Genomic DNA, 16251 nt, shown 5'->3' on the forward strand with positions numbered 1-16251 from the left:
AATTAAAGAAATTTTAAATCCTCAACAGTTGTAACTTTTATATTATCATAATCTCCTATTAAAACTTTAATTTTTCCACCTATTCTTTCTACTAAAGATGAATCGTCTGTTCCTAAGAAATTATCTTCTCTTGCTTTTTTATAAGCATCTTTTAATATCTTACCTCTAAATATTTGAGGTGTGTGAACTGCTATATACTCCTCTCTTTTGGGTGTTTCTATAACTTCTCCATCGATATTAACTTTTTTAATTGTATCTTTTAGTAAAACTCCTACTACAATACCATCAATTTTTAAATCTTCTCCTAACATTTTTAATGCTTGAGAAAAATACTTATCTTTTAAAAACGGCCTTACACCATCCTGTACTGCTATTATACTATTATCTTTACAATATTCCAACGCATTTTCTATAGAATATTGTCTTTCTTTTCCACCTGAAACAATATTTTTGACTTTAGATATTCCATATGTTTTACATAACTCTTTTACTAATTCTATTGATTCCTCTCCAGTAGTAATAATAACTTCATCAACACTGTCACTTTTTTCTGCAACTTCTAATGGTTTCATAAATAAAGGTTTTCCATCGATTTCTAAAAATTGTTTAGGATATCCTAAATTCATTCTCTTTCCAATTCCTGCTGCTGCTATAATTAAAGTTATTTTAGAGTTACCACAGTACATCCAATTCCTCCTTCGTTATGACCACCAGCTCTATAGTCTTTAACGTATCTCGAAGTTTTTAAGAATTCCATTATTCCTGTTCTCAAAGCTCCCGTTCCTTTTCCATGAATTACATATATCTCTGTATACCCATTCATTAGAGCTCTATCCATATAAGTTTCTAATTCATATATTGCTTCATCAACTAACTTCCCTCTTAAATCTACTTCATTTTTAACTCTTGTTTTAGCGTGAGTGTTTATAGGTCTATACTCTTTTTTCTTTGGCTCTACAACTGTTTTTACGTCATCCATTGAAACCTCTAATTTTAATATACCTGCTTGGATATTTAGAGTTTCTTTATTTAAGTTTATTTTATTTACAATAGCATATTGATTTAAACTATTTACAAATACTCTATCTCCAACTTTATAATCTATCTTTCTTGCTACTTTAGGTTTAACCTCTACATTTTCAGATTTTTCCTCTTGTAAAGATGTTCTAAGCATATTAAGCTTCTTTTGAACTTCTTTCATCTCTTCTTTTGTTTTATCCTCTTTTTGAATCTTATTAACTAGAGCTGCTGCTTTATTTTGCATGTCTCTCATCATTAACTCAGCTTTTTCATATGCTTCTTTTAAAATTTGATTCTTTTCTTTTTCTAATACTCTTAATTTTTCTTCATATTCATCTTTATCTTTTTGAGCTTGAGCTTTTAAAGCTTCTACTTCTGATTGCATACTTTCAAGTTCTAAAGATTTGTCTTTTATATTTGAAATCATTTTTTCTACTTTTTTATCTTCATCACTTATATAACTTTTTGCTCTTTCTATAATTACTTCAGAAACTCCAAGTCTTTTTGCTATTGTTAGAGCATTACTTTCTCCTGGAACTCCTATTAAAAGTCTATATGTTGGAGATAAAGTTTCTACATTAAACTCCATTGATGCAGTTTCTATATCTACTTCATTATACCCATAGGCTTTAACCTCACTATAGTGAGTTGTTATTAGTGATTTACATTTTTTATCTTTCAAATAGTCTATTACAGCCATGGCAAAAGCTGAACCTTCCATTGGGTCAGTTCCTGATCCTAATTCATCTAGTAACACCAATGAAGCTTTTGTAACTGAATTTAAAATCTCTTGAATGTTTTTTAAATGTGCTGAGAATGATGATAATGATTGTTCTATACTCTGCTCATCTCCAATATCTGCAAATACACCATTAAAAAATCCTATACTCGTTTTTTCATCTGCAGGAATTGGAATTCCAGCTAATGTCATTAATGTTAATAATCCTGCTGTTTTTAACGCTACTGTTTTTCCTCCAGTATTTGGACCTGTTATTAATAATGTATTATAATCTCTTCCTATTTCAAATGTTAAAGGTACAACCATATTCTCATTTATAAAAGGATGTCTAGCATTTACAAGTGATAACATCTCTTTATTATTTATTTCTGGAATTGCACATTTTTTCTCTATACCAAATTGAGATTTTCCATTTAATATGTCTAAATACATTATCGTATTACCAATCTCATTTATTATAGGTGTATTTAATCTTACTTGATCAGTTAGTCTTAAAAGTATTTTTCTAATCTCTTCTCTTTCTCTAACTTCTAGTTCTCTCATTTTATTATTTAACGAAACAATCGATATAGGTTCTATAAACACTGTTGATCCACTTGATGATCTATCGTGCTCTATCCCTTTAATAAGTCCTTTAAAATCTGTTTTAACTGGTATTACACTTCTTCCATCTCTTGTTGTTATTATCTTTTCTTGTATAGCTTTAGAGTAATTTGGATTAGTGAATAACTCTTCAAATTTTCTCTTAATATTTGCTACCATATTTTTCTTTTGAAATCTTAACTCTCTTAGCTCTATAGAAGCATCATCTTTTATATTTTTATCTGGATCTATAGCTTTATTTATTAAATCTTCTAAATTTTTAAATGTTGGTATATTTATAAATTTACCTCTTAAATCTTTATATTTTTCTAAAGTTTCTAATCTTCCTTTAAAAATTCTAAAAATTCTTAAATTTATATTTATAGACCACAAGTCTTCTGGCTCTAAATACATCCCAACAAGTTGAGCTTTTCTTGTGATATTTGTTATATCTTTCATTCCTGCTGGCTCAAATCCACCGTCAAACTTTAAAAAATCCATAAAATCTCTGATTATCTCTAATTCTTTTCTTAAAGAGTTTATATCTTTAAATGGCTCTAAATCAAGTATTTTTTCTTGATTTTCTTCAATAGTCATATAATGTGATAACTCTTCTCTTAATTTGTTAAACTCTAATACTTTATAGCTATGAATATTCATATTACATATCACCTTTTCTATATATATTTTACCTTGTTATTATAGCATATTTAATGTTTTTTATAAACTATTCCAAATAATTTAAAAAATACCTTGATATTTTCTTTCAGTAATGGTATAATAATTTGCATGTTTATAACGAAAGCGAGGTGTAAATAGAATGCAAAGATGTGAAATTACTGGAAAAGGAATGACTTTCGGAAATCAAATTTCTCACTCTCACAGAGTAACAGGAAGAGTTTGGAAGCCTAACTTACAAACAACTAAAGTTGTTATCAACGGTGTTACTGTTAAAGTTAAAGTTTGTACTAAAACTTTAAAGACTTTAAAGAGTGCTAACGAGGTTGAAGTTATGCAAATCCTTAAAGCAAATGCTAATACTCTAAGTGCTAGACTTAGAAAAATATTAAGCAAATAATGCTTATAAAAAAAGACAGCTTTAAATAAAAAAGCCTGTCTTTTTTTTATTTTTGTAACTATATTTATTTTCATATTTTTAATATATATAATCTAGTATAGAAAAAGAGGTTGAAGATTTAATCTTCAACCTCATTAATTTTACTTCTCTACTCTTGTATATGGAATAAGAGCGATGTTTCTAGCTCTCTTAACAGCTTTAGCTATCTTTCTTTGTAACTTAGCGTTAGCTCCAGTTACTCTAGAAGGATTGATTCTTCCTTTATCAGAAACGAATCTCTTTAGTAAATCAACATTTTTGTAATCGATTTCTTCAGCTTTAACTCTTAATTTTGCTCTTCTTCTTCTGAATTCTGCCATTCTAATAACCTCCTTATTTGAGAATAAACGTCTTCTTTAGTTTTAATTAGTCGTTCTTAATTACGATGTATCTCATAACTTCTTCAGTTATGTTAAGCTTTGACTCAACCTCAGTTAACTTAGTACCGTCCATCTCTAAAGTAGTTAGTACGTAGAATCCTGTTTTCTTCTTATCGATTGGATAAGCAAGCTTTCTCTCTCCCCACTTCTCAGATTTAAGAACAGTTGCTCCAGCTGTAGTTAATATGTTGTTAACTTTAGCTATTACAGTTTCTCTTCCCTCTTCTAATATAGTTGGGTTGATGATGAACATTAATTCATACTTTTTCATGTTATTACCTCCTCCCTATGGTTTTAGCCCAAAATACACAATGATCTTGAGCAGGGCATTATTAATTCTAACATAGAATCAATAATTTTACAAGCATTTTTTTATTAATCTCTTCTATTAGCTCTAATCCATGGTGGAAGATCTAACTCATCTCTTACTTCTGATGTCTCTTCTACCTTTGGAACTTCTGCTTTTTTCTCTACGTTTATAAAAGATTCAGTTTTTTCTTGCTCATCACCGAAACTATTAGCAATTATTGTAACTTGAATTTTATCTCCGTATGATTCGTCTGCTGTTATACCAAACATAATATCTTCTGCTGTTTTTCCAGCTGCTTCTTTTACTATATTAGCTATAGCTTGAGCTTCCATAAGTCCTAAATTTGATGAACCAGCTATGTTTATTAAAACTTTACTTGCTCCCATAATTGACTTTTCTAATAGAGGTGAAGATAATGCTTTTTCTGTTGCTTTAGCAACTCTATTTTCTCCTTCTCCCTCTCCAAATCCTAAAACTGCAACTCCTGAATTTTGCATAGTTGCTTTAATATCAGCAAAGTCTAAGTTAATAAGTCCTCTACCTATCATTAAATCTGCAATACCTTTAATACCTATTTTTAAAATATTATTAGCTTCTTTAAAAGCATTTTGAAGAGTTATTGTTTTCTCTGGTAATTCAAATAGTTTATCATTTGGTATTATCACTAATGAATCTACATGCTTTTCTAAGTTTGATAATCCTAAATCAGCATTAGTTTTTCTTTTTCTTCCTTCAAAAGAAAATGGTCTAGTTACTATACCAATAGTTAAAACTCCCATCTCTTTTGCTATTTTAGCTATAACTGGTGCAGAACCTGTTCCTGTTCCACCACCCATTCCAGCTGTTATAAATAACATATCTGTCTCTTCTAATAAATTTCTTAATTTTTCAACATCTTCTTCAGCAGCTTGCTTACCAACTTCTGGGTCAGCTCCAGCTCCTAGACCTCTTGTTAGTTTTTCCCCTAATTGAACTCTTATATCTGCTAAAGAATTATTTAAATCTTGGGCATCTGTATTTGCCGCAATATATTCTACACCTGTTACTCCAGCTGAAATCATGTCGTTTATTGCATTTCCTCCAGCTCCTCCAGCTCCGATTACCTTTATCTTTACTTCACATTCGTTATTAAACATTTTCATACAGCTCCTTATTATATAAAGTTAGAAATCCATTTTTTTATTTTGTTTAAAGCACCATCTGTAACCACTTCTTCTTCATACTCTTCTTCGTAGTCCTCTTGTCTAAAAGCTGTTTCATTTATAGGAAGCTCTGTAAATACTTCCTCTTCTTTTTCAATGGCTATAACTTCGTCCTTTAAACTTTCATCTCTTATTTCGTTTCTCTTTTTAAATTCTGCTTCTAATTTTGTTAACAAAATACCAATTACTGTAGACATAGATGGATTTACATTTTCTAATCCTCTAAGTGGGAATGGAGTTACTTTTCTAACAGCACATTCCATTTTACTTCCAACTTTACTAAAAATCTCATCTATTGATACTGCTCCACCTGTAAAAGCTAAACCTTTTCCTAAATAACCATTAAATCCAGATTCTTCTATTGTTTTTGAAATGAAATTAATTAAATCCCCTGTTCTAGCGTCGATTATCTCTTTAATCTCATCTATATTGTATTCTCCATTTTCTGTTTTTATCACTCCATTAGAATACTGTTTACTTCTTAATTTTTCGAGAATCTCTTTAGCTTCTTTTTTTGGTATTTTCAAAAGATAACTTATATCATTCACAAAATGCATTCCACCTATTGATAAAGATTTTGTATAAATTATTTTATCATTTTTATAAATAGCTATATCTGTAACGCCTTCTCCTATATCTATTAGAGCTACTCCCATCTGTCTATCTTCATATTCTAAAGTTGATTTTGCAGATGCCGATGCGTTTAAAAATATATCTTCTACTTCTAATCCTGCGTTATTTATAACTTCTATTAGCGGATCTAATTGATCTTTTTTTATTGTTATTAGATGTACATCACCTTGAATACTTTTTCCAATTTGTCCTATTGGATTTTTTAAAATTCCAGAGCTATTAACTCTAACATTATAAGCTTCTTGCTCAATAACGATTTCATCTTCTTTTAATATATTACCCTTCACTAATTCAATTAAATTATACATATCTTGAGCTGTTATCTCTTTTTCATTAAATTCGATACACCCATGATCTGTTTTCGAAGTAATTCTATCACTACTCACACCTAGTGAAACAACTTCAAATTCTCTTCCATTTCTTTGTTCTAACTCTTTTAGTCCTTTGGCTATGCTTGCACTTAAAAGATCAGGGTCTTCTACTACAGATCTTTTTATGCCTTCACTTGATACCTCTAAGTAATCTAGTACTCTTAACTTTAATCCCTCTGTACTAAGTTCTCCTAAAATAAATTTTATTTTACCATTTCCAACATCTAAAGCTAATTTTGTAATATTATCTCGCACTTTTCCCCTCCTTTTCCATTACTACTATATCTGTAAATCTTATATCTATATAATCTATCACTTTAGCCTTTATCAACTCCTTATATAGATTCATTGTTATTTCATATTTTTTTTTCGAAACTTCTGGTTCAGTTTTTATCTTAGTTCCGTCTCTCAAAATAATGTATATCAAATTTTTATTTTCAGCATATAGCTGTGAAACTTCATCTTTTAAATCTAGCTCTTTTAGTTTTTCCATTATTTCTAGAAGATATTCTTTTTCTTTAGCATCTTTTAGTACAAGAATTGGCATACTTTTTTTAGGATATTCATCTAGCTTTCCAAAAATCGTTCCCTCTTCATCCATAGTATATATTCTCGAATTATGTTGTGCATAGTAATTACTATCTTTTTCTATGACATCAATAGTTATTTCATTCAAATTTTGTTTAGAAACAACTGCTTTTTTTATCCTCACATCTTTTAATAATTTTTTTTCTAATCCTTCTAAATTTAAATCATTAATATTTTTTCCTAAAATCTCTGTTTTTATTTTTTCTAAATCTGATTTAAGATTTGGCGAAACTTCACTAATTTGAACTTTTGAAATATTGAAAAATTCTCTATTTTTAAAGTCTTTTTCAACTTGAATTATAATAAAAGTTAATGCCAATATTATAGCAATTTTAAATATATTTTTCAAGAATCTCTCCCTGTTATTTCAGATATTTTCTACTTAGCAACTTTCAACCATAATCTTAGTTAAATCATCAAAAGAATACCCTTTTAATGTTGCTAGTTTTGGAGCTAAACTAGTCTCTGTCATTCCAGGACAAGTATTTACCTCTAAGAAGTAAGTTTTTCCATCTTTTAAGATAAAATCACTTCTTGTTACTCCCTTTAACCCTAACTTTTCATGAATTTTTCTAGCAGCTTCAGAAGCTTCTTCATATGCTTTTTCATCTATTTGAGCAGGACATTCGTACTCTGTTTTACCTACTGTATATTTTGATTCATAGTCATATAATCCCGATTTTGGTTTTATTCTAACCACACCTAATTTTTCTCCATTTAATACTCCTGCTGTTAATTCATCCCCTTTTATAAACTCCTCTATTAAAGGTTCTTTATTTTGTAATACTTCGTAAGCTTTTAAAGCTTCTTCTTTCGTGTTACAAATATATAACCCTACACTTGATCCCTCTTTTGCTGGTTTTATAACAACAGGATAACTATCAATTTCTTCAACAGAACCATATGTTTTAGCTATTCTTATTCCTAAATCTTTAGCTATTATCTTTGTTAAAATTTTATCCATTGCAACAGCACTACCTGTTACTCCTGAACCTGTATATTTTTTACCTAACATATCTAAAACAGATTGAACTCTACCATCCTCACCATATTCACCATGAAGAGCTAGATAAACTAAATCATAATCATTCTCTATAAATGCTGATACTAAGTTTTCTTTTGTCAAATCTATTTTATATGCATCGTACCCTTGTCTTAATAGACTATTTAAAATAGCCTGTCCACTTCTTAAAGAAACCTCTCTCTCTGATGTAATTCCACCCATAACAACTGCTATTTTCACTTGATCCCTCCTAGTTAGTTTCTTACTATTATAATCTCTTCTTCTAGTTGTATTCCAGTTTTATTTTTTACTCCTGCTTTTACCTCTTCTATTATATCTATAATATCTTTAAATTTTGCATCGCCTTTGTTTACAACAAAATTTGGATGTACCATAGATATTTGAGCTCCTCCTACTTTTTTACCTTGAAGTCCAGCCTCTATAATTAATCTTGCAGAAAAATATCCTTCTGGATTTTTAAATGTACTTCCTAAGTTTGGTTCATTTAATGGGTGATTTTCGCTTCTTTTTAATTTATACTTCTCTACAACTTCACTTAAATAACCATTTTCAAATTTGAAAGTTGCACTTACTACAACCCATTTTTTCTCTTTTATCTCTGTCACTCTATATGAAAATTTTAAATTTTCTTTCTCTATTTTTCTAAGCTCATTATTTTCATCTACAATTTCAACTGATATTATTTTATCAAAAATCTCAGTTCCATGAGCTCCTCCGTTCATAAAAACAAGTCCACCAACACTTCCTGGTATTCCTGCTAAATTTTCTAAACCTGTATAGTTTTTTTCTGCCATATAATCTATTAAATCAGAAAAATCTAACCCCGCTCCAACTTCAACTATCCCCTCACCTTTATCATCTATATAATCAATAGCCTTAAGAGAAATAAATGTTGTATCAAGTTCTCCATCAAATATTAATGTATTTGTTCCATTACCTATTATAAATCTATTTTCTTTCTCTTTCAAAACGTCCAATAATTCGTTTTTATTTTCAATTTCAATAAACTCTTTAGCTGTTCCACCAATTTTCATATTAGAATGTTCTTTCATCGAGTGATTTTTATATAATTTCATTTCCTGTTCTCCCTATATTGTCTGCAATAGTATGAGCTAAATTAGATATATTCCCTGCTCCCATAAATAAGAATGTAGCTGATTCTTTTTCACCTGTTACTATTTTTTCTATATCTTCATTTTTCTCTATTATTCTACAGTGCTTGTGACCTATTTTTTCTTTTAATTTCTCTAATGTTACTCCAAATTCATTTTTTTCTCCTGCACTATATACAGGCATTAATATAACTTCATCTACGCCTTCAAAGCTACCTTTAAAATCATTTAAAAGAAAATTTACACGACTATATCTATGTGGTTGAAAAATTGCTATTGTTTTATTTTTTTCTATTGTTTTTGCTCCTTGAATAGTTGCTTTAATCTCTGTTGGATGATGAGCATAATCATCTATTATTCTTATTTTATCACTATGTAAAATATCATATCTTCTTTTCGCACCTTTAAAACTTAAAAGTTTTTCTGCTATTCTTTTTTTATCAATTCCATATTTTTTGGCTAAATAAATAACAGGTAAAGCATTTTGAATATTGTGATTCCCTGGAATAGATAGCTCAAACTCTCCAAACTTTTCTCCATCTATGATTACTGTAAATACTGTTTTAGAATTTATTATTTTTATATCTGTTGCAATTATATCAGAATCATTTTTCTTAATGCTATAAGTTTTTATATTTTTTCTACCTTTTATTAACTCTAGTGTTTCTAAACAATCATCACAAACTAATATCTCTCGTTTTGTCTGATCCATAAATTGTTTAAATGATTTTTTTATATTCTCAAGCGAACCATGATTTTCAAGGTGATCTGCTTCGATATTTGTTATTATTGAAATTTCTGGTGTTAGATGTAAAAATGAGTTGTCACTTTCATCAGCCTCTGCAATAAAAATCTCTGTTTTTCCACATCTAGCATTAGAACCTATCTCTGGTAAAATTCCACCAACAACTATTGTTGGATCAATGTCTAAAAGTAACGATCCTAGCATTGAACTTGTCGTTGTTTTTCCATGAGTTCCTGCTACTGCAATTCCTTTTTCTTTATTCATTAAAAGGGCTAATAATTCTCCCCTCTTTATTATTTTTATTCCTAAATCTTTTGCTCTTATTATCTCTGGATTATCCTGCTTTATAGCACTTGAAGCCACAATTAAATCTGCTCCTAAAATATTTTCTGCATTATGCTCTCCAAAAACTTTAACTCCTAAGCTTTCTAACTCTTCAGTTACATAATTTCTTGAAAGATCAGCTCCGCATACATCATATCCTTTTAATTTCATAATTTTTGCTAAGCCACTCATTCCAATTCCATTTATTCCAATAAAATATATTTTATTCATCTAACTCCTCCATATATCCAAGCACTCAACTATCTTTTCAGCTGCATTACTTTTCTTTAAATTTTTAGCTTTTCTACTCATTTTGTTTAACTCATCATCATTTTTTATGAGCTCTAAAGCTTTCTCTATGGCTTCATCTGCCTTGCTATCACTATATATAAGTGCTGCTTCGTTTTCTGATAATATCTTTGCATTTTGATACTGTCCAACTTTTATCGAATTATATGGTATTAAAATCGATGGTTTTTCAAGTTGCATTATTTCTGAAACGGTTAATGCTCCTGCTCTACAAACAACTAAGTCTGCTGCTGCCATTACATTTATCATATTATTAAAATATGGTTTTATTATGTCGCTAACCTTTATTTGTTGATCTTCTAATTTTTCATTTATTTCCCCAAAATTTTTATCACCAGTAGCCCAATAAATTCTGATGCTTTTATCTTTATATATATCTTTTAAACTTTTGATTACTGCTTCATTTAAGGATTTAGCACCTAAGCTTCCACCTGTTACTAAAAGTACTTTTTCATCTTTTCCAATCTTTAATCTTTCTCTTTCAGCATCCTTATCCATTGTATAAATATCTTCTCTTAAGGGATTTCCAGTAACTAAAAATTTGTGTTGATCTTTTACTGATATCTCTTCATATGTTGTGTCAAAAGCTAAAAAACATTTCTTAGCTATTTTATAAAATAACTTATTTGCCATTCCTAAATCTGCATTTTGTTCTTGTAAATATATTTTTTTGCCTAAAATTGCACCTGCTAATAAAACAGGTATTGATATATAATTTCCAAATCCTATTATTATATCTGGCTGTTCTTTTTTTACAATTTTAAAAGCTTGTAAAAATGCCTTTATATTTGAAGGAATTTTTTTTAAATTTTGAAATGGATATACATCTATTCCTAAAAATTTAAATCCCTCTTCTGGAACTAAATCTTTTTCCATTCTAGTTGAACTTCCCACAAATAAAACTTCCATACCTCTATTTAATAGTTTTTTTCCAACTGCTAGCGCAGGATAAATATGTCCTCCTGTACCTCCAGTTGTTATAATTATTTTTTTCATCATAAATTCTCTCCTAATTAAAGTAACTTTTTACTAAGTCTTTGAAAACTCTTCCTCTTTCTTCAAAATTTTTAAACTGATCAAAACTTGATGTCGCTGGAGAAAATAAAATAACTTCTTTATGATTTTTATCAACCTTAGATTTTAATTTTTCTAATACTTTATCTAAAGTTTTTAAATTAAAAATTCTCTCTTTTGAAAAACCAATTTTTTCTAATCCTATTTCTAACTTATCTGAAATATCACCTATCAAATAAACTTCTTTAACCTTATCTTTAATTATCTCTTCTAGTGGTGTTAAATCTAACTCTTTATCATATCCTCCACAAATTAAAATTGGTTGTTCAAAAGCTTCAATAGCAAATTTAGTAGAATCTATGTTAGTACCTTTAGAATCATTTATAAATTCAACTACACCATACGAGAAAAAATTCTCCATTCTATGTTCTAATGTTTTAGTTGAATATAAAAACTCTCTTATTAATTCTGTTGGAATATCAAGCAATTTTCCTATACAAACAATAAATAATATATTTTCCAAATTATGTTTTCCTTTTAAAGACGCTAGCTTTTCCTCTAGAATAAACTCTCCATTATAAAAAACAGATTCATTTTCAACCCATACGCTCTCTTTTTTATATGTTTTATCCATTCCTACATATATTTTTTTCCCAGAAATCTTATCTTCTCTTTTTAAACTTTCGGCACATGAAGTATTTACTATAAAATATTCACTTTCCTTTTGATTTTTTCCTATATTAAACTTTGTGTTATAATAATGGTCTAAATTTTTGTATCTTGATAGATGATCTGGTGCTAAATTAACTATTAAAGAGATATTCGCTTTAAACTCTTTTATATTCTCAAGTTGATAAGAGCTAGCTTCTAATACATAATAATCAAGCTCTGGATTCTCCATAACCGTTTCACTAAAAGAATATCCTATATTTCCACACACTTTTGCTTTATAACCTGCTTTTTCTAATAATTCTTGAGTTTTTGTGGTTATTGTTGTTTTTCCATTTGTTCCTGTTATAGCTATTATTTTTCCAGAAATTTCATTGTTTTTTTTATATCTGTAACCTAATTCAATGTCATCTATTACTTCTATCTGTAATTCCAAAGCTTTTTTTACTAAATCTGTATAAGGAACTCCAGGACTTTTTATAAACAAATCTATTTTATCATTTTCTAATATTTTCATACCTTCTTTTGACGATATTCCTATTTTATCATCTATTAAAAAAACTTTGTATCCCATTTTCTTTAAAGTTTTTTCAGAACCTTTACCACTTACTCCAGCCCCAAAAACAATTGCTTTCTTCATGGATTTCCCTCCTTATTTTTAAACGACAAAAACCACAGTGACTTTCACTGTGGTCTTATTTATAGTATTCCTCTTAATCTAACTATACCTAAAGCTATCATTCCTAAAAACAATGCAACAATCCAAAATCTCATTGTTACCTTTGTTTCTGGTAAGCCTGCTAATTCAAAATGGTGGTGTATTGGTGCCATTCTAAACACTCTTTTCCCTCTCATTTTAAAAGAACCTACTTGAAGTATAACTGATACAGCTTCTAATACAAATACTCCTCCAATTATAGGTAAAAGCAACTCTTGTTTAAGTAAAATTGCTACAACTCCCAGAATCCCACCTAGTGTTAATGATCCCGTGTCTCCCATAAAGATTTGTGCTGGATAAAAGTTATACCATAAGAATCCTAAGCCTGCTCCCACTAAAGCTGATAGAAATACTGACAATTCACCTATACCTGCTATATAATGTAAATTAAGGTGATTACTTAACTCAATATGACCTGTGAAATATGCTATTATTCCTAAAATTGTTGCACCTATTATTACAGGCATTATTGCTAATCCATCTAATCCATCAGTTATATTCACCGCATTAGATGTTCCCATTAGCACTAAAGCTATAAATATTAACATCAAAAAACTTCCTAAATAAAAATTACTATTTGATAATATTGGATTTACAACTGATAAATCTAATATCTTGTTTCCTGTTAAACCAAATTCCTTTATAAAAAACCAAGTAACTATGGCTATAAAACACTGACCCATTAGCTTTTTTTTACCTGATAAACCTTTTTTATTAACAGTAAATTTTTTATAGTCATCTATAAAACCAATACTACTAAAAAGCAATGTTATTATAAACATTAAAATTAAGAATTTATTAAAAAGGTCACCCACTAATAATCCTGTTAATAGAGTTCCAAAAATTATTAATATTCCACCCATTGTTGGAGTTCCCTTTTTTGAAAAGTGACTAACTGGTCCCTCTTCTCTTATAGATTCTCCAAATTTTTTTACTTTCAAATACTTTATAAATGGTTTACCAGTAACTAAAACAACTAAAAATGCTAATATAAATGCTAAAAAACTTCTTAAATATATTGATTTAAGCCCCTCTAAAACTGGAAAATACCCTGCCAATAAGTATAGCATCCCTCTTACTCCTTTTTACTACATAATTATTTCTTCTAACTTCATTCCTCTTGAACCTTTTAATAAAACAGCTACATCCCCAGTTTTATTAAGTTCATCCCTTATCTCTTCTTTTTTTGTAAAATGAATAATTTTAGGATTATTTAATTCATCTAAAGCTTTTTTCATTCTTTCCCCATAAACAAATACTTTATCAAATTCATATTTTAAAGCTTCAGTTAATATATCTACGTGATATTCTATCTCCTTATCACCAAGTTCAAGAGCATCACCTAAAACAACTACCTTTTTTTTGTTTAACGGTAAAGAAGAAAATGCATTTAAAGCCATTTTCATAGATACAGGACTCGCATTATACGCATCATTTATAAATAAAATTTTATTTTTTTCTATTTTCTCAAATCTCATAGATGTTATTTTAATATTTTTTAATGCATTTTTAATTTCGTCATAAGACATCTCAAATATTTTTCCTAACGCAATAGCAAAAGAAGCATTTACTACATTATACAATCCGTTTAAAGGTACGAAATATTTTTCATTATTTAAAAAGAAATTAACACCCTCATAAATTTCAATAAAATTATTTATAATATAATCATTTTTATTTTCGAATCCAATTTTTAAAGCTTCTAAATTTTTCAAATAAAAATCATCACCATAAACTAAGGTATTATTTTTATTCACATAATTTAAAACTTCAGTTTTTGCTTTAAACACATTGTCTCTATTTTTTAAAAATTCTAAATGAGAGTCTCCAATATTTGTTATCACTGCATAATCTGGTCTTGCAATTTTTGATAATAAATCAATTTCACCTAAATTACTCATACCCATTTCTAAAACTGCAATTTCATCACTTTCTTTTAATTGTAACAACGTAAATGGAAGCCCAATTTGATTATTATAATTTCCTAAAGTTTTTTGTGTTTTATATTTTGTTGATAAAACTCCATGTATTAAATCTTTAGTTGTTGTTTTACCTTCACTTCCTGTTACAGCTATAATTTTAGTGCATAATTTTTCTCTATATAGTTTAGCTATATTCTGTAAAAAGTCTATACTATTTAAAACTTTAATAATTTTTTCACTTTCATTTGTAGGACTTTTATCACAAATAATAAGTTCCGCCCCTTTTTTAAGAGCTTCATCTATATAATTATATCCATTATTTATAGCTATAAATAATGAACCTTTTTCTACCTTCTTACTATCCATTTGAATATTATCAATCTCTAGGTTTTTAGGTAAATTTATATTTAACTTTTGAAAATAATTTAATAGAACTTCAGTAAATGTTTTCAATTTTACATCCCCTTTTTTTATATTCGCTCTATATTTTACCATTTTTTTAGTATTCTTTTCAAATTTTTTTTAACTAATACCTAAAACTTTTAAGCCTTTATGAATACATTCAATTTCAATAGGTAAATTAGGTCCTGTTTCTCCATCTATATCTGTTGAATAATTTTCAACTCCTACAATTTTCATAAATCTAGTTTTAAAATATTTTATTGAATGAATTTTTTTCTCTAAATGAGTTTTTGTAGCTAATGCTGCACTTATTTCTGGAACATCTGTTATAAAATCTGGTTTTAGCAGTAAAACATCAAAAAATCCATCATCTAATTTGGCATTATATGCCAATTCAAAATTTCCAGCACTTTTTCCATTAAAAACTAAAAGAGAAACAATATCTGTTATTGCACTATATTCATCGCTCTCTAATATAATTTTCATTTTTTTTATTTTAGTCATCTCTTTTATTCCATTTAACACATATGCTAATTTCCCCATAGTTTTTATCATATTTCTATCAGTTGTTTGAGAAATTGTAGAAAAAACTCCAAGGCTAGCTATATTTATGAAATACTGATTATTTATTCTTCCTAAATCTATCTCTTTAACATCTGTTGATAGTATTTTTTTACAAGCTTTTTCAATATTTCTAGGCATTTTTATTACATTAGCAAAATCATTTGCAGTCCCTGTTGGTAGTATCGCTATTGGAATATCTATCTCATTTTTTTTTAAAATATTAACAAAACTATTTATTGTTCCATCTCCGCCTGATATTAAAAAATGATCATAATCTTCAATATTTTCTAAAATCTCCTCTTTTTTGCAACAGTGAGAAACTCTGAATATATCGACTACAAACCCATGATCTTGATAAATCTCAAAAATTTTATCCAATTCTTTTAAAATTTTTCCACCACCTGAAACAGGATTATATATTAGTTTTACTTTTTTTTGTCTTTTCATATAATCATCCTCCAGTTTTTAGATATAAAAAAAAGATTGGCAACTTCCTATCCTCCCAG

General features: G+C 28.3%; 16 protein-coding genes. 1 reads left to right on the forward strand and 15 read right to left on the reverse strand.

The genetic code is table 11. The features are described from left to right. Nucleotides 1-2: 2 nt before the first annotated feature. Complete coding sequence (gene ispD / locus HMPREF0202_RS11870; protein ID WP_023051042.1) at nucleotides 3-686, reverse strand: 2-C-methyl-D-erythritol 4-phosphate cytidylyltransferase; 684 nt, start codon at nucleotides 684-686, stop codon at nucleotides 3-5. Beyond that, on the reverse strand, nucleotides 662-3001 hold the full coding sequence (locus HMPREF0202_RS11875; RefSeq protein ID WP_023051043.1) for an endonuclease MutS2: 2340 nt from the start codon (nucleotides 2999-3001) through the stop codon (nucleotides 662-664). Before HMPREF0202_RS11875 ends, ispD begins: the two co-directional genes overlap by 25 nt. A 160-nt stretch (nucleotides 3002-3161) precedes the next feature. Here HMPREF0202_RS11875 and rpmB point away from each other — a divergent pair, with 160 nt between their 5' ends. After that, on the forward strand, nucleotides 3162-3419 hold the full coding sequence (gene rpmB / locus HMPREF0202_RS11880; protein ID WP_023051044.1) for a 50S ribosomal protein L28: 258 nt from the start codon (nucleotides 3162-3164) through the stop codon (nucleotides 3417-3419). Nucleotides 3420-3559: 140 nt separating this feature from the next. Here rpmB and rpsR read toward each other — a convergent pair whose 3' ends face one another. The 13 genes from rpsR to HMPREF0202_RS11945 all read right to left on the reverse strand — a co-directional run bounded on the left by rpsR (nucleotide 3560) and on the right by HMPREF0202_RS11945 (nucleotide 16192). After that, nucleotides 3560-3778, reverse strand: coding sequence for a 30S ribosomal protein S18 (gene rpsR / locus HMPREF0202_RS11885; protein WP_023051045.1), 219 nt, complete (start codon nucleotides 3776-3778; stop codon nucleotides 3560-3562). Nucleotides 3779-3824: 46 nt separating this feature from the next. Then, entirely contained in the window at nucleotides 3825-4109 is a 285-nt protein-coding gene (gene rpsF / locus HMPREF0202_RS11890; RefSeq protein WP_023051046.1) for a 30S ribosomal protein S6, read from the reverse strand. Nucleotides 4110-4213: 104 nt separating this feature from the next. After that, a complete protein-coding gene (gene ftsZ / locus HMPREF0202_RS11895) occupies nucleotides 4214-5290 on the reverse strand; it encodes a cell division protein FtsZ (protein ID WP_023051047.1) in 1077 nt (358 codons plus the stop codon). An 11-nt stretch (nucleotides 5291-5301) separates the two neighbouring features. Continuing rightward, nucleotides 5302-6609, reverse strand: coding sequence for a cell division protein FtsA (gene ftsA, locus HMPREF0202_RS11900; protein ID WP_023051048.1), 1308 nt, complete (start codon nucleotides 6607-6609; stop codon nucleotides 5302-5304). Next, the gene (locus HMPREF0202_RS11905; RefSeq protein WP_023051049.1) at nucleotides 6599-7291 is read right to left on the reverse strand and encodes a cell division protein FtsQ/DivIB; all 693 of its coding nucleotides are present in this window, start codon (nucleotides 7289-7291) and stop codon (nucleotides 6599-6601) included. The genes ftsA and HMPREF0202_RS11905 overlap by 11 nt, the downstream gene beginning before the upstream one ends. Before the next feature lie 33 nt (nucleotides 7292-7324). After that, nucleotides 7325-8185, reverse strand: coding sequence for a D-alanine--D-alanine ligase (locus HMPREF0202_RS11910; RefSeq protein WP_023051050.1), 861 nt, complete (start codon nucleotides 8183-8185; stop codon nucleotides 7325-7327). A gap of 14 nt (nucleotides 8186-8199) precedes the next feature. Further along, nucleotides 8200-9042: a UDP-N-acetylmuramate dehydrogenase gene (gene murB / locus HMPREF0202_RS11915; protein WP_023051051.1), complete on the reverse strand. Its 843-nt coding sequence runs from the start codon at nucleotides 9040-9042 to the stop codon at nucleotides 8200-8202. Continuing rightward, on the reverse strand, nucleotides 9029-10378 hold the full coding sequence (gene murC / locus HMPREF0202_RS15425; protein WP_023051052.1) for a UDP-N-acetylmuramate--L-alanine ligase: 1350 nt from the start codon (nucleotides 10376-10378) through the stop codon (nucleotides 9029-9031). The genes murB and murC overlap by 14 nt, the downstream gene beginning before the upstream one ends. After that, nucleotides 10379-11452: an undecaprenyldiphospho-muramoylpentapeptide beta-N-acetylglucosaminyltransferase gene (gene murG, locus HMPREF0202_RS15430; RefSeq protein ID WP_040407427.1), complete on the reverse strand. Its 1074-nt coding sequence runs from the start codon at nucleotides 11450-11452 to the stop codon at nucleotides 10379-10381. It abuts the gene before it with no gap. A 13-nt stretch (nucleotides 11453-11465) separates the two neighbouring features. Then, on the reverse strand, nucleotides 11466-12779 hold the full coding sequence (gene murD / locus HMPREF0202_RS11930; RefSeq protein WP_023051054.1) for a UDP-N-acetylmuramoyl-L-alanine--D-glutamate ligase: 1314 nt from the start codon (nucleotides 12777-12779) through the stop codon (nucleotides 11466-11468). A 59-nt stretch (nucleotides 12780-12838) separates the two neighbouring features. After that, nucleotides 12839-13927, reverse strand: a complete 1089-nt coding sequence (gene mraY, locus HMPREF0202_RS11935) for a phospho-N-acetylmuramoyl-pentapeptide-transferase (RefSeq protein ID WP_023051055.1) — start codon at nucleotides 13925-13927, stop codon at nucleotides 12839-12841. Between the two features lie 18 nt (nucleotides 13928-13945). After that, the gene (locus HMPREF0202_RS11940; RefSeq protein ID WP_245576465.1) at nucleotides 13946-15232 is read right to left on the reverse strand and encodes a UDP-N-acetylmuramoyl-tripeptide--D-alanyl-D-alanine ligase; all 1287 of its coding nucleotides are present in this window, start codon (nucleotides 15230-15232) and stop codon (nucleotides 13946-13948) included. 69 nt (nucleotides 15233-15301) lie between these two features. Then, the gene (locus HMPREF0202_RS11945; protein WP_023051057.1) at nucleotides 15302-16192 is read right to left on the reverse strand and encodes a YegS/Rv2252/BmrU family lipid kinase; all 891 of its coding nucleotides are present in this window, start codon (nucleotides 16190-16192) and stop codon (nucleotides 15302-15304) included. Nucleotides 16193-16251 lie beyond the last annotated feature (59 nt).

It is taken from the genome of Cetobacterium somerae ATCC BAA-474, from assembly GCF_000479045.1.
Lineage (GTDB): Bacteria > Fusobacteriota > Fusobacteriia > Fusobacteriales > Fusobacteriaceae > Cetobacterium_A > Cetobacterium_A somerae.

Bases quoted from the DNA above. Each gene is read 5' to 3' on its own strand.
- ispD (WP_023051042.1), bottom strand. From the start codon at position 686: ATGTACTGTGGTAACTCTAAAATAACTTTAATTATAGCAGCAGCAGGA.
- HMPREF0202_RS11875 (WP_023051043.1), bottom strand. From the start codon at position 3,001: ATGAATATTCATAGCTATAAAGTATTAGAGTTTAACAAATTAAGAGAA.
- rpmB (WP_023051044.1), top strand. From the start codon at position 3,162: ATGCAAAGATGTGAAATTACTGGAAAAGGAATGACTTTCGGAAATCAA.
- rpsR (WP_023051045.1), bottom strand. From the start codon at position 3,778: ATGGCAGAATTCAGAAGAAGAAGAGCAAAATTAAGAGTTAAAGCTGAA.
- rpsF (WP_023051046.1), bottom strand. From the start codon at position 4,109: ATGAAAAAGTATGAATTAATGTTCATCATCAACCCAACTATATTAGAA.
- ftsZ (WP_023051047.1), bottom strand. From the start codon at position 5,290: ATGAAAATGTTTAATAACGAATGTGAAGTAAAGATAAAGGTAATCGGA.
- murB (WP_023051051.1), bottom strand. From the start codon at position 9,042: ATGAAATTATATAAAAATCACTCGATGAAAGAACATTCTAATATGAAA.
- murC (WP_023051052.1), bottom strand. From the start codon at position 10,378: ATGAATAAAATATATTTTATTGGAATAAATGGAATTGGAATGAGTGGC.
- murG (WP_040407427.1), bottom strand. From the start codon at position 11,452: ATGAAAAAAATAATTATAACAACTGGAGGTACAGGAGGACATATTTAT.
- murD (WP_023051054.1), bottom strand. From the start codon at position 12,779: ATGAAGAAAGCAATTGTTTTTGGGGCTGGAGTAAGTGGTAAAGGTTCT.
- mraY (WP_023051055.1), bottom strand. From the start codon at position 13,927: ATGCTATACTTATTGGCAGGGTATTTTCCAGTTTTAGAGGGGCTTAAA.
- HMPREF0202_RS11945 (WP_023051057.1), bottom strand. From the start codon at position 16,192: ATGAAAAGACAAAAAAAAGTAAAACTAATATATAATCCTGTTTCAGGT.